The sequence below is a fragment of the Polyangium fumosum genome, from assembly GCF_005144585.1.
In the GTDB taxonomy this organism is placed as follows: domain Bacteria; phylum Myxococcota_A; class Polyangia; order Polyangiales; family Polyangiaceae; genus Polyangium; species Polyangium fumosum.
In genome coordinates, this window is sequence record NZ_SSMQ01000002.1 from 148,407 (window position 1) to 164,879 (window position 16,473).

General features: G+C 68.7%; 14 protein-coding genes. 3 read left to right on the forward strand and 11 right to left on the reverse strand.

What is annotated here, in order from left to right:
• Positions 1-105: 105 nt before the first annotated feature.
• The 10 genes from E8A74_RS02590 to E8A74_RS02635 form a co-directional block, all read right to left on the reverse strand.
• Entirely contained in the window at positions 106-1,179 is a 1,074-nt protein-coding gene (locus E8A74_RS02590) for an STAS domain-containing protein (protein WP_232379338.1), read from the reverse strand.
• A gap of 60 nt (positions 1,180-1,239) precedes the next feature.
• On the reverse strand, positions 1,240-1,971 hold the full coding sequence (locus E8A74_RS02595; RefSeq protein ID WP_136927295.1) for a dienelactone hydrolase family protein: 732 nt from the start codon (positions 1,969-1,971) through the stop codon (positions 1,240-1,242).
• A gap of 34 nt (positions 1,972-2,005) precedes the next feature.
• Positions 2,006-2,755 (reverse strand): hypothetical protein, encoded by a 750-nt coding sequence (locus E8A74_RS02600; RefSeq protein WP_136927296.1) that lies wholly within the window; start codon positions 2,753-2,755, stop codon positions 2,006-2,008.
• Between the two features lie 130 nt (positions 2,756-2,885).
• Positions 2,886-5,540, reverse strand: coding sequence for a hybrid sensor histidine kinase/response regulator (locus tag E8A74_RS02605; protein WP_136927297.1), 2,655 nt, complete (start codon positions 5,538-5,540; stop codon positions 2,886-2,888).
• A 106-nt stretch (positions 5,541-5,646) separates the two neighbouring features.
• Positions 5,647-6,771, reverse strand: coding sequence for an alpha/beta hydrolase family protein (locus E8A74_RS53755; RefSeq protein ID WP_211365271.1), 1,125 nt, complete (start codon positions 6,769-6,771; stop codon positions 5,647-5,649).
• A gap of 72 nt (positions 6,772-6,843) precedes the next feature.
• Positions 6,844-8,952, reverse strand: a complete 2,109-nt coding sequence (locus E8A74_RS02615) for an ATP-dependent helicase (protein WP_232379339.1) — start codon at positions 8,950-8,952, stop codon at positions 6,844-6,846.
• Positions 8,953-9,052: 100 nt separating this feature from the next.
• Positions 9,053-10,024, reverse strand: coding sequence for a hypothetical protein (locus E8A74_RS02620; protein ID WP_232379340.1), 972 nt, complete (start codon positions 10,022-10,024; stop codon positions 9,053-9,055).
• A gap of 61 nt (positions 10,025-10,085) precedes the next feature.
• Positions 10,086-11,291, reverse strand: coding sequence for a serine/threonine-protein kinase (locus E8A74_RS02625; RefSeq protein WP_170228799.1), 1,206 nt, complete (start codon positions 11,289-11,291; stop codon positions 10,086-10,088).
• Positions 11,288-12,187: a serine/threonine-protein kinase gene (locus tag E8A74_RS02630; protein ID WP_170228800.1), complete on the reverse strand. Its 900-nt coding sequence runs from the start codon at positions 12,185-12,187 to the stop codon at positions 11,288-11,290. The genes E8A74_RS02625 and E8A74_RS02630 overlap by 4 nt, the downstream gene beginning before the upstream one ends.
• Positions 12,188-12,469: 282 nt before the next feature.
• Complete coding sequence (locus tag E8A74_RS02635; RefSeq protein ID WP_136927301.1) at positions 12,470-13,408, reverse strand: hypothetical protein; 939 nt, start codon at positions 13,406-13,408, stop codon at positions 12,470-12,472.
• 318 nt (positions 13,409-13,726) lie between these two features.
• Between E8A74_RS02635 and E8A74_RS02640 the strand changes: the two genes are divergently transcribed.
• The 3 genes from E8A74_RS02640 to E8A74_RS02650 are packed head-to-tail and all read left to right on the forward strand — an operon-like array spanning position 13,727 to position 15,026.
• Positions 13,727-14,239 (forward strand): hypothetical protein, encoded by a 513-nt coding sequence (locus E8A74_RS02640; RefSeq protein WP_136927302.1) that lies wholly within the window; start codon positions 13,727-13,729, stop codon positions 14,237-14,239.
• 47 nt (positions 14,240-14,286) lie between these two features.
• Complete coding sequence (locus E8A74_RS02645) at positions 14,287-14,796, forward strand: hypothetical protein (RefSeq protein WP_136927303.1); 510 nt, start codon at positions 14,287-14,289, stop codon at positions 14,794-14,796.
• A complete protein-coding gene (locus E8A74_RS02650; protein ID WP_136927304.1) occupies positions 14,793-15,026 on the forward strand; it encodes a hypothetical protein in 234 nt (77 codons plus the stop codon). Before E8A74_RS02645 ends, E8A74_RS02650 begins: the two co-directional genes overlap by 4 nt.
• Before the next feature lie 165 nt (positions 15,027-15,191).
• Here the strand turns inward: E8A74_RS02650 and E8A74_RS02655 are convergent, their stop codons facing one another.
• Positions 15,192-16,400, reverse strand: coding sequence for an extensin family protein (locus tag E8A74_RS02655; RefSeq protein WP_136927305.1), 1,209 nt, complete (start codon positions 16,398-16,400; stop codon positions 15,192-15,194).
• Positions 16,401-16,473: the final 73 nt, after the last annotated feature.

Genomic DNA, 16,473 nt, shown 5'->3' on the forward strand with positions numbered 1-16,473 from the left:
AGCCTGACGCCGTTTCCACGCGCAATCATGACCGTGTACCTGGAAAACGGCGCGCCCGCGTCGTCGCTAGAGCGAGGCGCGGGCGCTCACGCGGATTCCGCGTGGTCAGGAGTTCTTCTGCGTTCGAAGATCCGACGGGCGCATGCAACGGCGCAATGCCTCCCGCAACGTGGACAGGGTGGCGATTTTCGTGAGATCGATCCCGATTTCGACCATCGTCTGCGCGACCGCGGGGCGAATGCCCGTGATGGTGCACTTCGCGCCGACGAGCTCCGCCGCGCGCACGAGTTTTCCGATGTGATCGGCCGTCTCCGCGTCGATCGCGTCGACGCCGGTCAAATCGATGATCGCGACCCGCGCGCCTTTGTGGGTGATCGCGTCGAGCAGCCGCTCCATCATCTCGGCCGCGCGCCTCGTATCGACCGCGCCGAAGAGCGGGAGCGTGAGCACGCCGTCCCATACCTCGATGATCGGGGTCGAGAGCGCCCGGATCGCCTCCTCCTGCTGCGCGATGAGGTCGAGCTTTTCGCGCAGCGCGTGCTCGGCCTGGGTGCGCTCCTCGACCTCCCGGCGCACGCGCTCGAGCGCCACCGCGAGGTCCGCCTTCGTGACCTGATCCGATTGAAAGAGCGCGTCGAGCCGCGCTTCGAGGCTCCGGTCCGAGGGTCGAATGACGAATTCATCGAAGGCGTCGCCCTCCGCCGCGAACAACGTCTGCTCGGCCCAGCAGGTCGGGACCCCGAAATGGCGCTGAAAAATCCCCGAGAGCTTGCCCGCGACGAACGACGCCCCCCAGGAGACCCCGAGCGCGCGCTGCGCGACCGATTCCCAGTTGTTGTAGACCCGCACCCGCGCCTCGCGCGCGACGAGGTCGACCGAGACGAGCTGCCAGCGCCCCCAGCCCGCCGCCGCCGCGACGCGGATGAGCCTTTCGAATCCCTCCTCGAACGTCGACGCCGAGGCAATCATGCGCCAATCCCCGTCGATGCTGTCGCGCCCCCCCTGCTGCATCGCGAGCTCGAACCGCTCGGCCCCGACCATTCTCTGCACCGTCGTGAGCAGCCCCGCCATGGTGCTCTCGATCCACGCCGTCATCACCGGCGCGCCCGCCCATAAGCAAAGCCCGTCCTCCTCACGCCACTCGATGTCGATGCCGCCCACCTCAAGCTTCGGATTCATGCGGCCGAACATAAACCGGGGACGGAAAAACCGCATCCAGAATTCGGAAAAAGCAGGCTGCTACATGGTGCTACGTTCCACGACACGGTCGAGATGCTCCTGGAAGAACGCGAGGACGCGATCCTTGGCGTCGAGCGCGGAGGGCTCGTGGTAGCCGGCGTGCATCGGCAGGAGCGGGCCGATCTTCTGGAGAATTGCACCCTCGGTGCGCGTGAAAAACGAATGCCCCGCGTCCTCGTAGACCTTGATGTCCGAAGGGACGCCGAGCCGCGCGAGGTTCCGCCGCAAGCGCTCGGGCGCGTCTCGCAAAGGCTTGTCGAGGCCGCCGAAGCTCGCCACCGTCGGGCAGGCGCTCGGCAGATCCTCGGGGATCTCGCCATAAAAAGGTGCAGCGACCTTGTAATGGCCGCGCATCGCGAGCACGACCGCGAAGCCGCCGCCCATGCAAAAGCCGACCACGCCGAGCCGGTTCCCGTCGACCTCGGGACGCGACGCGAGATACCGCCTCGCCGCGTCGAGGTCGTCGATCGGCCGGCCGCGTTGCTTGATGATCGAGCGAATCGCGCCCGCCACGCATAAGAGCTTCGGGCCGCGGTGAAAGAGGTCCGGGATGAGCACGACATACCCCGCCTCGGCGAACTCCCGCGCGACGCGCTTCATCTCCTCGTTGAGGCCGAAAACCTCATAGATGAGCAAAAGCCCAGGCCGCGGCTCCGGCCGGTCCGGCAGCGTGAGGATGCCCCGCATCGAGAAACCGTCGTCGCAAGGAAACCTGATCTCGCGCTGATCCATCGAGCCCCCCTTGTACCATGGGGGAGGCCGCTCCTCAGCCGAGGTTGCGCTTCTTGTCGGCCGGCGCGCCCTGCCCCGCGGCCGCCGGCATGCGCACCGAAGGCTTGCGCGCAGGCCTGCCCTCGGCGCGCGCAGGCGCGAGGCTGCGCAGCGTGGCCTGCACCTCGTCGCGCACGTGCGGGCCGAGGAGCCGCTCGGCCTGCGCCACGATGCGGCCCGCGAACGCGGCGAGGATCGCCTGGCCTTCGAGGTCGTCCTGCTCGGGCGCCCCCAGCTTGCGTCGGTGCTCCTCGTAATCCCGGGCGCAGGCCCCGACCGGACCCGGCGCGGAGAGGGCGCGACGCACGACCAGGCGCGCGCCCCGCTCGCCCGTGACCGCGGGCAGCTCCGCGGCGATCCGCAGCGCACCCTCGACATTGCCGGCCGCGGCGAGCATGGGCGCGAAGTACTTGCGGGCGAGCTCGACGAGGCGCGGGGCGAGCGCCTGCTCGTCGAGCACGGTCACGTCCGGCGGGAGCAGCCCCGCCACGCCAGCCTCGTGCAGAAAGGCGTTGAGGACCCGCGAGCGCGTCGGGACGGGGCGCAGGTAGGTCCCGGAGCCCCGCTCGGTCGGACGCACGGCGGGCATGGCCTTGACGGACCGAGGCTTCCGCGCGCGCGCGAGGTGCCGGTCGGCGAGCGCCTTCTGCGCCTCCGGGTCGCCGCCCGAGACGAGCTCGGACACACGTTTGGCGGGGCCAAAGGCTGGATCCGAAGGAGGCGTGTGACGCTTGCCGCTGGACATGCGAGGGGTGGCTCGCGCAAAGGAGCCTGCTCGTCCGTCTACCACGCGGAAAGCGTTCAGGTGTGGAGAACTTGGACTGGCTCGGACGAATATTGTCCGAGGCTGGATCCAGGCTGATTTCCGCGAGGGCTCAGGCGGCGCGGAGCACGGCCTGGATGGCGTCGAAGCTCGCGGGCTTGACGAGGTGTGCGTCGAAGCCGGCCTCGAGGGCGCGGTCGCGGTCCTCGGCCTGGCCGTAGCCGGTGACGGCCACGATGAACGGGCGCAGGGTCCCGTCGTCGCGCAGGCGCTTGCAGACCTCATAACCGTCCATGCGCGGCAGGCCAATGTCGAGGAGCACGATCTCGGGGTGGCCATTCGACACGGCTTCGAGGGCCGCCTCGCCGTCGTGCGCGACGGAGACCTCGTGACCGAGCGTTTCGAGCAGCGCGGCCATCGTCTCGGCCGCGTCGATGTTGTCGTCCACGACGAGGACACGGCGGCTCTGCCCCATCGCGGGGATTTCGGGGGGTTGCGGGGCCGTCATGGGAGCTTCCTCCAGCGCGAGACGGACGACGAACTCGCTGCCTTTTCCGAGCCCGTCGCTATGGGCTTCGACCCTCCCGCCGTGCAGCTCGACGAGGCGGCGAACGAGAGAGAGTCCGATTCCGAGCCCCCCCTCCGAGCGGTCGAGGGTGCGCGTCGATTGGTAAAATGTGTCGAATACATGCGGCAAGTCCTTCGGATCGATCCCACGGCCGTTGTCCTTGATCCGGATGAGCGCTTCGTTTCGAGGTCCCCTTTCGATGCCGAGGTGAATGCGGCCTCCGTCGTCGGTGTACTTGGCCGCGTTGTTCAGCAAATTGGCCACGACCTGCGTGAGCCGCGCCGCGTCGACATTCACGTGAAGCGGCTCGGGGCAAGGCGCGAGGTCGAGATGGTGCTTGCGGGCGTCGATGAGCGGCCGCGTCGATTCGATCGCCTGGTCGATGATCTCGCCGAGCTCGTGCGTCTCTTTTCGCAAGGTGATCCGTCCGCGCGAAATGCGCGAGACATCGAGCAAATCGTCGAGGAGGCGCACGAGGTGGCCGACCTGCCGCTCGATGACGTCGCGGGACCGCAAAAGCCGCGGCTCGGCGAGCTCGACCCGCTTCTGGATCTCCACGGCCGTCTTGATGGGCGCGAGCGGATTGCGGAGCTCGTGCGCCAGCATGGCCAAAAATTCGTCCTTGCGGCGATCGGCCTCGCGCAGGGCCTCCTCGGCGCGGTCTTGATCGGTGACGTCCTGGACGACGATGCCGATGCCCACGATCTCGCCCGCCCGTCGGTCGCGCACCGGATAATAGTTGCAGAGCCAGTGGCGGACCTCGCCCGGACACGCGCGCGTCTCGCCGATGAGGGGCACGTTGAGGAGCCGTTCGCCCACGAGCACGCGGCGATACGCATCCTCGAGCAGCGGCCACAGGTCGGGGACGAGATCCGCGACGCGGCGACCGAGGTGCTCGGCGACCGAAGCACCGTTCATCGACGCCAGGCTCTCGTTGACACGCACGAACCTGCATTGCGTGTCGACCAGCGCAATGCCGAGGGGCGCATACGCGAAGAGGTTGTCGAGCAGGCCGAGCGCCTCCTCGGTCGAGCGTTGCGTCTCGCGGAGCACCTCCTCGCTACGCTTCCTTTGCGTGATGTCCTCGATCACCGCAGTCGACGTGGAGATCTCCCCACGAACGTCCCGCAAGAAGAAGGCGTGCACGCGCACCCAGGCGATGCTGCCGTCCTTGCGGAGGTACCGCTTTTCGGTGCGATACACCCGCCCGTCCCGCGCGGCCTCCCGATACCCGGCCACGTCCTTTTCACGATCGTCGGGGTGCGTGAGCTCGCTGAACCTCTTGCTGAGGAGCTCGGCCGCCGAATACCCGGTGATCTCGCAATAACAGGCGTTGACCCGGAGCAAGCGCCCGTCCTTGGCGTCCGCCTGCGCCATCCCGAGGGGGATCCAATCGTAGAGCTGCCGGAACAGCTCGTCGGTCCAGCGCGCCACGCTCTCGGCGGCGCGGCGCGGCGTGAGGTCGCGAATGACCGTCGCGCGCGCCGGGCGGCCTTTGACATGAACATTGCCGCCGCGAAGCTCGGCCACGAATCGGCTGCCGTCCTTGCGCTGGAGCACAGCCTCGTAGCTGGTCTCGGCGCCGCTCCTCAGCCGCTCCGCGAGCAAAGGCTGAAAATCCTCCGGCGCGAGCAGCTCTTTCCGCGTCCCAAGGACCTCCTCGCGGCCATACCCGAAGGTCTCGGTGAAGGCCTGGTTGACGTCGAGGATCACGCCCTCGCTGTGGAGGACCAGCGGATCGAACGAGGCCTGCGCGAGGACGCGGAATCGCCCCTCGCTTTCGCGCAGGACCTCCACCTCCGCGGTCACGCGCGCTTCGAGGGCGCGCAGCCGATCGAGCCGCGAGGTGCAATCCCCGAAGCGGCGATCGAAGCGGCGCATGCGCTCGCCAATCCAGCTCATGGCGAGGCCGAACGCAAAAAAGAGGGCAACGAGCGCTCCGTCGCGCGCGGCCGCCGAACGCAGGAACACGGCCAACCCACAAAGACCCGTGGCGAGCAGGCCAGGCCCGAGACCACCGAGCACAGCCGGAAGCACAACCGCGAGGGAAAAGAGGGACCATGGGGGCCACGCGCCGAGCCATCGTTCGAGCGACGCGTGCACGACCATCACCGTGGCCGTCGACAGGACGGCCACGACGAAGCCGAGCGACGTGGACCGTTGTGTTCGCTGCGTCTGCATTCGGTTCCGTGACGTCACGGAGCGTTCGTACAGACCCCTACTATGCGCCGCGCACGTCGCACGTCACGGCGAATGCATTTGCTCGAAGCTGTCCGGAAAAACCAGCCTCGGGGGCCACGCGGGCTCAGCAGCCAGGGCCGTTCGGGCAGCTTCCTTCGCGGGGCGTGGCGCTCGCAGCGCCGACGTCGCACCAGGTGGGGAAGGTGTCGGGCAAACCCTTGGCATAAGGCGATTCGCCGGCGCCGATCCAGTAGGGGTGGTCGAGGACGAACTGCCACATCGACGCGTAGCTCGTGAGCCCGTTCATGGCGTCGATGGGCGGCTCGGCGTGGCCGCAATTGTGGACGCACTCGAGGAAAAAATGCCCGCGGGAGGCGAGGTTCTGCTCGAGGTCCTTCGACGCGGTCTCGAAGTTCATGACGCCGAAGCAATTGTCGGTGGGCCCGCCCCAGAGGACGATCGCCGGCATGCGGTGCTCGGGGTTCGGGAACGGCTTGATGAGGCCGCCCGTGCCACCGGAGAACGAAAGGATCGAGGAGAGGTATTGCCCACGGCCGCCCGCGAGCTGGCTCGTCCAGAGCGCGCCCGCGCTGACGCCGGCGCTGGCGACGCACTCCTTGTTGACGCTGAACTGCGCGGACACGCAGGCGAGCATGTCGTCGAAGAAGACGAATTCCTCCTCCATGCGCGCCGTGGTCTGCGTGGCGTCGAAGGGCCATTTGAAGGTGATGTCGTCCTTCGATTCGGGGATGACGGCGATGAAGCGCTGCTGATCGACGGCGGTCTGGATCTGGCCCTTTTCGTAAAAGTCATCGGCACTCCCGCCGAGCCAGTGCCAGAGGAAGATCACGGGGAGGCGCTCGTCGGGCATGATCTCCGCGGGGACGACGAGGCGGAAGTCCCGATCGGCGTTGCCGCTCTTGAGGAGGTTGTGCCCGGAGACGAGCGCGGGACACGCGCCGCCCGAATACTTGGGTGGCTCGGGCGCGAGGGCCGCGCCGGGTGGAGGCGCGTCGCCGCACTTCAAAAAGACGCTCGCGCCGCCCCCGCCGCCTTGCCCTCCGCCCGCGCCGCCCGCGCCGCCCAATCCCCCGTCGCCGCCCGCGCCGCCGGTGCCGCCCGCGCCCCCGGCCGCGCCAGCGCCCGATCCCGCGTTGCCGCCGGTATTGGCCGACCCGCCGTCGTCGCCGCAGCCCTCGGCCATTGCGACGAGCCCGAGAAGTGCAAGAAAAATCGCGCCATACTTCATGACGAAGACCTCCCGGAATGGTCTTACACCCGGGGCGGCGCGGCGAAAAGGGAATTGGGGGAGGTTCGTTTTTCAGAACCGCGGGCGCGCACGCGGGATCATCGGCAGCTCGCCCGGCGGCAGCGCCTGCAGCGCCGCCAGGAGGTTCGCGGCGCCGGCCTTCGTCTTCTCGATGCCCGGCGCGATCGGCGCCGTCTCCTCGCGCTCCTCGTAGAGCTCCTTCGGAAGCTCCAGCAAGAATCGGCTCGGCGTGCGCGGCACGAGCTTGCCGCGCTGCCCGCGCGCCATGCAGCGCGACAGGTGGAGTTTTTCCCGGGCGCGCGTCACGCCCACGTAGAAAAGGCGCCGCTCCTCTTCCAGGCTCACCGCCCCGTCCTGGTCGCCGGGCACGAAATCGGTCGCGCGCTCGGTCGTCGTGCGAGAATGCGGGCAAAAGCCCTCCTCGACGCCGATCAAGAAGACGTACGGGAACTCCAAACCCTTCGAGCCGTGCATCGTGGTGAGCGTGACGCGGTCCGTCGCCTCTTCGTCCTGCTCATCCATGCGCAGCGCGAGCAGGCGCAAAAACTCGGCGAAGTGCTCCCGATCGCCCTTGCCCGCCTCGTCACGCCGCGCGAAGACCTTGAGCAGGCCCTCGACGTTGCCCCAGCGACGCGCCGCGACCTGCGGGTTCGCCGAGGCCGCCATGATGTCGGCCTTGAGGCCGATCGCCTCGCAGAGCTTCGCCGCGATCTCCGCGCTCGGCAGCTTTTGCTCGAACGCGAGACGCCCGCCCTCGACGATCCGCACGAACTGCCGGCACCCCTCGAGCGCCCCCGGCGGCAGCTCCCGCACGGCGTGCGCGCGCTGCACCACGGCCCACAGGCTCATGTCCTGCGCGGTCGCATGCGCCGTGATCTTGTGGAATGCGACTTCGCCAATGCCTCGCGCCGGATAGTTCACGACGCGCCGCAGGGACATCTCGTCGTCGGGCGAGAGCACGACCTTGAGGTACGCGATGAGGTCCTTGACCTCTTTGCGCTCGAAGAACTGCTGGCCGCCGATCATGCGGAGCGGAATGCCCCGCTCCTTCAAGGCCTGCTCGATCGGCTGCGCCTGGAGGTTCGAGCGGTAGAGCACCGCGATGTCCTTGGGGCGCACGCCGTGCTTCTCGATGAGCTGTTGCGACTCGCTCGCGACGAAGCTCGCCTCGACCTCGGGATCGGCGCAGACGACGACCTGCACGATGGGCCCGTCGCCCTGCGTGGGCACGAGGACCTTGCGGTGCCTTTTGCCCCCCTGCCGCGCGAGGATCGCGTTCGCCACGTCGAGGATCGGCTTCTTCGAGCGATAGTTGTGCTCGAGCTTGACGACCTTCGCGCCCGGAAAATGGTCCTCGAACGAGAGGATGTTCTTCACGTCGGCGCCGCGCCACGCGTAGATCGACTGATCGTCGTCGCCGACGACCACCACGTTGCGGTGCGCGCCCGCGAGCTGGAGCACGAGCTCGAGCTGCGCGTGGTTCGTGTCCTGGTACTCGTCGACGATCAGGTACCGGTAGCGCATCTGGTACTTCTGGAGCACGTCGGCGCGCTTCCTCCAGAGGCGGACGAGCTCGCAGATGAGATCGTCGAAGTCGAACGCCTGGAAGGTCCGCAGCGCGGCGAGGTACTTCGGGTAGACGAGCATGCTGATCTCGTCGTACTCGTCCACGCCGCGGCTCTTGCGTTGCTTCTCCAGCCACTCCTCGGGCGTGATGAAGTCGTTCTTCGCGGCCGAGATGCGCGCAAGGATCGCGCCGATGTCGTAGTTCTTCGTGGTGCGCAGCTCGCGCAGGATCTCGCGGATCGCGCTCGTCTGGTCCGCCTGATCGAGGATGGCGAACTTCGAGCCGCGGAAGCCGAGCGCGCGCGTCTCCTGGCCGAGCGTGTCGAGGCCGAAGCGGTGGAAGGTGCAGACCTTGAGGTCCTTCGCGACCTTCGGGCCGACGAGCTTCGCGACGCGCTCGTGCATCTCGGCGGCGGCCTTGTTCGTGAAGGTCATCGCGAGGATGCTGGTCGCGGGGACGCCCTTGCCGAGCAGCCGCCCGATACGCTCGGTGACGACGCGCGTCTTGCCCGAGCCTGCCCCGGCGAGTACGAGCATCGGCCCGAGATCGTGCTCGACCGCCTGCTTCTGAGAGGGGTTGAGATCGATCGCCACGGCCGGGGGGTAGCGCGGCCGCGGCGGGTTGGGTAGTCGGAAATTCTCGCGGTGCGTCAGGGCCCAGGATCAGGCCGGATTCCAGATCAGGGTGTCCAGATCACGGCGGTGTGGCGAACTGGCCGGGGAAGGGATTGGCGTCGTGGCGTTTGTTGACCTCGTCGTTCGTCCAGGGGAACGGATTCGTCCCGCGCTCGTGGAAGAAGGCGAAGCCGATGACGCCGACGTTGCGCGAGTCGCCGCCGGACTTCTTGGTCGCGTACGCGCCGCGCACCGAGCCGAAGCGGAAGGCGGCGACGGCGTCGACGCTCTGGCGGAAGCCGTCGATCTCGAGTTCGCCGTGCGGCTGCACGAGGTAGCCGCGCTTCGAGAAGCCCGCGGCGCGGCCGTCGATGACGTCGAGGCCATCGACGGACACGACGCACTCGATCCGGTTCGGCGTGCGGTTGCGGATGACGATCGTGTAGCGGCGGCTCGCCTCGCCGACGATGTAGTTCTTGTCGCTCGCGACGAACCCGTTCAGGAATGCGCCGTTCTCGTCGCGCAGGCCGACGAGCAGCGCGCCGCCCGCGACGGGGGTGACGCCGCCCGAGGTGCGACGGAAGCCGGCGGCGTTCGCCATGGCGCGTGCGCCTTCCTCGTCGTTGTAGAACAGGCTCGCCATCGAGAACGGGCTCGTGGGTTCGGCGCGCTGGAACGCCACGGTCGTGATCGACGACGAGCGCGTCTCGCCCCACTCGGTGCCGAGGCCGGGCCGGTTCGTGGGCTCGGGCTGCAAGACCTCGGCCTTCTTCTCGGCCTCGAACACGCCGCCGGGGCGCGTCGCGGTGCCTTGCACGGCCGGGAGCGGAGGCGCGGCGGGCGCGGCCTCGTCCGCGGCGGGGAAGCCGGCCGAATCATTGCCGAACTGCCCGGGAGCCTCCCTCGCGGCCGTCGTCTGGACCTCGACGCCCCCCGCCTCTGCCGGCGGCTTTGCGCCACCGCCCGTGTAGGAGCCCCCGCCGCAGCCGATGGCGGAGGAAAACAACGTCGCTAACGAAACAGCCAAAAACCCACGTCGAATGAGGTCCATCGTCGTTACTCCCCACGGCTCGCGCCGTTCGCCGGTGGAAACGGAGGCGTGCACGAAGACCTTACACCGATCGCGACGCGATCGGATCGTTCACGGCACCGCCGAAGGAAGAGGGGGCTCCGAGGAGCCTGCCCGCGGCGAGCCCGGCGGCGAGCGAAGCGATGGCCAGGGCGGACACGACCATGCAACGCGTGGCTTCCCCGCCCCTCGGATCCCGCGGCGGCGCGGCGGCGCTCGGGGACGCGGGGCGGGAGACGTCCACGTGGACGACCGACGGCGTGGTGACGTCGGCGGCGCGCGCGGCGGGGTCGTAGAGGGGCGCGACGAGCGCGGGGATCTCGGCGGCCATGGCCTCGGCCGAGGCGAAGCGGTCGTCGGGGTCTTTTTCGAGGGCGCGGAGGATCCAGGCGTCGAGCGCCGCGGGGATCGGCTGCGGGGCGAATCGCGACGGCGGCGCGGGGGTCCGGTCGAGGTGTGCGAATCGGAGCGCGTCGATGCCTTTGATGTCGTCGAAGGGGCCACGACCGGCAACGAGCGCGTAAAGGACGAGGCCGAGGGCATACAGATCGGCGCGCCCGTCGACGGGTCTTCCCGCGAATTGCTCGGGCGCCATCGTGCGCGGCGTCCCGAGCGAGGCGCCCCGCGCGCCCGGTCCCTCACCGCCCGCGGCGGGCTGGGCGGCGCCGAGGTCGAGGATCTTGGCGCTGCCGTCGTCGCAAAGGAAAAGGTTTTCGAGCTTGATATCGCGGTGCACGAAGCCCGCGCGGTGGAGCGCGCCGAGGCCGCGGAGGATTTGCGACGCAATGGCGAGGGTGGTCGGCACGGAGAGGACACCGATGCGGCCGAGCTCGGCCCGGAGATCACGGCCTTCGAGGAGCTCGAGGACGAGGTAGGGGCGGCCATCGTCCGAGAGCAGGCCGAGGTCGAGGACCTCGACGAGGTTGTCATGACGTACGCGTGCGAGGATCCGCCCCTCGTCGGCGATCCGCTCGGCGAGCCCGTGGCGCTCGGCGTTCGCGGGGAGGAGGACTTTCAAGGCGGCGCGGCGCCCGAGCAGGACGTGCTCGACCTCGAAGACCTCGCCGACGCCGCCCTTTCCGAGGGGGCGAACGACAATCCACGGGGTGCCGGGCGCGCGCTCGCCGCGGCGGAGAGGCTCCGCGCGCGCGGGGGATCTGGTGGAGGGGACGCGAAGGCCCTCGACGGTGTCATCACCGGGTACGGTGGCCCGCGCATGAACGTCCGTGCAAAGCGCAACGTTTGTCACGACGCCCTCCGCTCGGCCCCGGAGAACGCCTCGGGCGCGACGGCGCCGCGGATCGCAGCGGCGAAGGCGGCCGCCGTGGGATACCGGCGCGCGGGTTTCTTTTCGAGGGCGCGCGCGACGACGCAGGCGAAGGCGCGCGGGACGTTCGCGACGTCGTCGAGGCGACGCGGGGCGAGGCCGAGGTGGGCGCGCATGACGGTGAGGAGATCGGATCCGGCGAGGAGGTCGAACGGGCCACGCGCGGCGATGCATTCGAAAAGGACGATGCCCATGGAATACACGTCGGTGCGGGCGTCGACGCGCCCGTCGAGGATCTGCTCGGGGGCGATGTAGCGAGGCGTGCCGAGGATGAATTGGGGGTCCGTGGTGTGGCGGGCCGCGGCGCCGGAGACCTTGGCAATGCCGAAATCGAGCATCGCGGGGCGCGGGGGCCCGGCATTCGCGGCGACGAGGAAGATGTTCCCCGGTTTGACGTCGCGATGCACGACGCCGTGCCGATGGGCGGCGTGCAATCCATCGAGCGCGCCGGCGACGAGGGAGGCGGCGAATGCAGGCGCGAGGGCGCCCTGGCGGAGCCGGGTCTCGCGGAGCGTCTCGCCGGGGAGGAGGGGCATGGCGAGGAAAGGACGGCCGTCCCGGGTCATTCCCATCTCGCGCAGGGGGACGAGGTTCGGGTGGCGGAGCGAGGCGAGCAGGCGCCCCTCCTGGAGGAGGCGCGCGGCGGCCTCCTGCGAGTCCCGCATCTCGTGGCGGAGCACCTTGATGGCATGAAGCTCGCCGGAAGGGCCGGTGGCCTCGTACACGTCGGCGGACAAACCGCCGCCGATCAAACGAACGACACGATAACGGGTCCCCACGAGCGGATCAGTCGAGAGCGCTGCGACGTCGGTGAGCATGAGTTCGTCCTCCCGGGGGGTTCGTCCGAGCATGACCCCCACGCGATCATGTCGACAGGAAGGGGTCGACAGTTGCGTAGAAAGGACGAAAAATCGTAATGGGCTGACGGATGTTCAGGTCTGCGGGGGGGCGCGCTGGACGGAGATCCAGGGGAGGGGGTCGCGAGTTCGGGCCAACGTCGAGCGGCGGAAGAGGGTCCCTGTCTGGGCGGACGGGATCAGGTCTGGTCCTGGTCGTGTAGCTCCCGCGCCGAGGCTTCGTTGGAGCTCGCCAATGCGCCGTCAGGGTCTGGACATGAGCAGGTCGAACTGGTCCCAGGCCTTCGCCTGGCGGATGGAGAGCCGCCAGTCGAGCGTGCTGCCGGTCGCGCCATTCCAGTACCACGCATGCTCGGTGGCCGTGTTGAGCGGGAATGCGTAGGAGTCCCCGCCCGCGAGGTGTGCTTCCTCCCAGGTCTCCCCCGCGGTCTTGTACAGGAAAGAGACCTTCGGCAGGATCGTGTAGCTCGTACCACCGATGGTGATTGTGTGCGTCTCTTCCCCGACCCGATTGAAGGGGTAACCGCACGCCTTGCCACGCCACTTATTGATTCCGGGCCAGGTGGCTGCGTACTGCCGATTGTCGAAGTAGCAACTACTACCGGCCTCATAGCAATCGCTCCCCCACAAGCTCGGATCCTCTTCGTCGTTCGTATCGAGGCGTGTGAACACGTCGGCGAGCAGACCTCCGGGGGTCGACGCCACGAACGAGGTGTTGTCGCAGGCGAAGGTGACCAGCGATTGCGTTGTGTTCTTCACGATCGAACGCGCCCAGCCCTGCTCGAAATCGAGCCGCGGCGCACGCCCCCTGCCGTCGAGGGCCGTGGGCAGCTCGACGCCGGGCTCCGCCAGCGCCCTCCAGATATCGCGCGCGCCGAGCTCGACGCCATCCGCGAGCTTGGTGAGTTGCTCCAGGACGAGTGTCCCTGGGTCGCCGGACTCGACCACGAGCACGCTGTGCTCCTCTCCGATGTCGACGGGGAGGAAGCGAACCTCGCTCCCGCTCGGCGTGCGCAGGGTCACGAGGTCGGTGGGCGCCTCTTCCACGGACGGGGCGGCAAGCGCCTCGTCGCGCGGGAGGTCGACGCCCTCCTCCACGCCGCTCGGCTCGGAAACGCAACCAGCACCCGCGAACGCGACGGCGAGACCCAGAAACAGGCTATGGACGGGAAAACCCTTCATGGCAAGACTCCATCTTTCAAGGGGAAGTGCGAGGTGCGCTCACGCGCCTCTTTGCGCGTCCGGCCACCCTCGCATCGTGATGGACGTCGAATGCAAAACCTTTGCCAGCACCCGGGCCCCCGCGAGAATCAGCCCCCTCGCCCCCCGCTCGGCTGCACGCGCGCACCGACTGAAACGGCGCCGTTACACCGTAATGCGCTCGTGACGCCGCCTGTCACCGCCGCATGACAGTCGCCTTGTTACCGCGGGGGAAAACCTCGATTCGCGAAGCTGGATTCAATTGACAGGGCGCCGGCGCCCCACCACGCTCCTCCGTTCATGCGCCGCAGGATCTCGTCGCTCGCCGTCGCACTCGCCCTGCTCGTCTCCACGACCCCGAGCCACGCCGATGGCTGGAACGTCTTCACGGTCGGGCCGATGGGCGGCATCGTGTTCGGCCCCGAGCAGCCCGTGCTGGGGCTCCTCGGCGGCGAGGCCACGTTCGTGCATTACGCGAGCCCGTCCGGCAAGGGGCTCGGGTACGGGGGCTTCGTTCAGGCGAGCACGGTGGGCTTCGAGCGCTTGCGGGTCTCGTTCGGCCCGCAGATCAATACGACGATCTTCGGCGCCGAGGTCGGAACCACGTTCGAGAGCGCGACGAAGGACCGGGCCGCATTCGTCGGCGCGCACCTCGCGCCTTTCGTGTCGGTCGGGTTCGCTTCGCTCATGTTCCAGGTCGATCTCCCGTTCGCGCGCCTCTCGGACGGCCCGCTCCCCCCCGTCGAGCTGGTCGTCGCCGGCACCCTCAAGCTGCCCATCGACCTCGAACACGGGGTGCTGCTGCAACCATAAACCTCCCCCTTGCGAACCCGTCGGCCGCGACGGTAGATAGAAAAGGCATGCCCCTCCCCCCTCGCCGCGCCACGGCGCTCGCCGCGCTGATCTCCCTGGCCTGCGGCTGTCGCGACGCCAAGCCCCCAACCGAGCGCGCGCCGTCCGCCGTGCTGACCCAATCGGTTTCGGCCGCGCCGACATCGACATCGAACGAAGCTCCCCGCAAAGCCGAGCCGCTCGGGCCGGCCTCGCCGCTCGTCGAATTCGAGGGACTCGCCAAGCTCGACCCCAAGCCGCTGGTGGTGCTGCGCGAGAGGAATCCATGGCTCATGGTCCTCGGCTCGGACGTGCCCACGATCGTCGTGTACGAGGATGGGCTCGTCGTGTACCACAAACTCGTGGGAAACAAGGCTGAAGCGCTCACCGCGAACGTGGGCGCGGAGGCGGCGAAGAAACTCGGCGAGGAGCTCGCGACGGCCGATTTCATGGCCCTGCCAGCGCAGGCTTCGGTCACGGCAGCGACGGATCAGCCGACGGTAGGGATCGCGCTTCGCCAGGGCTCGCAATGGAAATGAAGCCGCCCAAGGAAGGCGTCTACCACCATCACGTCCCCGGCCGCCACGAGGCCGCGACGCGCGCGTTCCTCGCCTCGCTGGAGCAGAGCCAGGGCGTCTCCGTCGGCGGCGCGTCCGCGTCGATCGGCGTCCGACGCGTGATTCCGAGCGACGATGACATCCGTTCGATGATCCTCTGCGCCTGGACGAAGAGCATCCCTGGCGCGAAGCCTCCGACAGGCTGCCGCTAGAACATCGAGCGGTTCGACAACCGCTCGATGTTCTAGCTCTTTTGTCCCGAGGGGGACGCCTCGCGTCCCCCTCTCGCCCAGGCAAAGCCCGGGCGATTCACCCCCCGAGGCGAGCTCGCTGCGCGATCTCGCAGAGCGCCGAACGGGTCGGCGCTCTAGCGCTCGTCAGTGCACGAGGAACCACCGCACGCCGGGCTTGATCTCCATGTGGAAATGGTCGGCGTGGTCGGTGTTGTAATTCGGCGAGAGCACATACGTAAAGAGGCCCGCGTCCTGGGATTCGCACACAATCGCGCGAAGCTCCTGCGCGACGGGCTGCTCGGGCTTACGCGCGCCCTCGCCGCAGGTCTTTTCACCGATCTTGCCGTGGAAATGGTCGAGGACGCTGATCCAGGTCCCGTCCTTCTTGCGCAATCGGCCGACGTCGATCGCGAGCCCCGCGGGATGACGCGTGCCCGGCGGGGCCCAGCGCGGGTGCGGCACGGTCTTCGCCGGCGCCGCGTGCGCCTCGGTCTTCGCCGGTGTTGCCTGCACGTCCGCCTTCCCCGGCGCCGCCTTCGCCTCGGCTTTTGCCTCGGCCTTCACCGGCGCGTGGTGCGGAGCGGCCTTCGGGGCGTGCCGCGGCGCGGATTTCGGCTTGTCGCTCGCCGTCACCACCTCGCGCGGCTTGGCCTGGACCGCGGCCGGCGCCTTGTGTTTCGTGCCCTTCGCCGCGCCCTCGTGGGCAGGCTTGGTCCCGAGCGCGCCCTTGCCGAGGTCCGGCGCCTTCGCCGCATTCCCCGCAGGCAACTTCGCGTTCGTCTTCGGCGCCTCCGCTTTCGGCGCCTCCGCTTTCGGCGTTTCCTTCTTGGGCGCCTCTTTCTTCGCCGTTTCCTTCTTGGGCGCTTCCTTCTTCGCCGTTTCCTTCTTCACCGCCACGGGCGCTGGGATCTCGCGCGGCACGTTCGGCCGGTACATCGTGTAGTGGACGAGCTCGTCGATCTCGTGACGTTCGAGCACCGCCGTGAAATCGTCGAGCGAGAGGGCCAGACGCGCGTCGAGGATCTCGAACACCGACATCGGCCGCTGCTCCTCCGGCAGCGCCGAATGAATCGATACCCCGTGCAGCCGGCCCGTGAGCCGGATCGGCGCGCGAACGCCGGGCACGGGTTCGACGCGTACGTACGGCAGGCTGCGGCGATCGAGCTCGGCGAACGCCTCGTCGTCCGTCATGTTCGCGTATCGATACGCCGGGCTCGCCTCGACCACCGAGGCATCGGGCGTCACCAGGAACGGGGAGAGCGCGCTCGCCGGGCGGGCGCAGAGCATGCCCGCGCCGAACGTGAGCGCCGCGAGGCAGGACGGGGCCAGGGAGCGGAGAAGCGAACCGAGCACCACGAACCGACTCTACCCGCCGTCCCCGGGAAGGCCAGAAAATCGAAGATCTTCCCGGACCACCCCACGACCA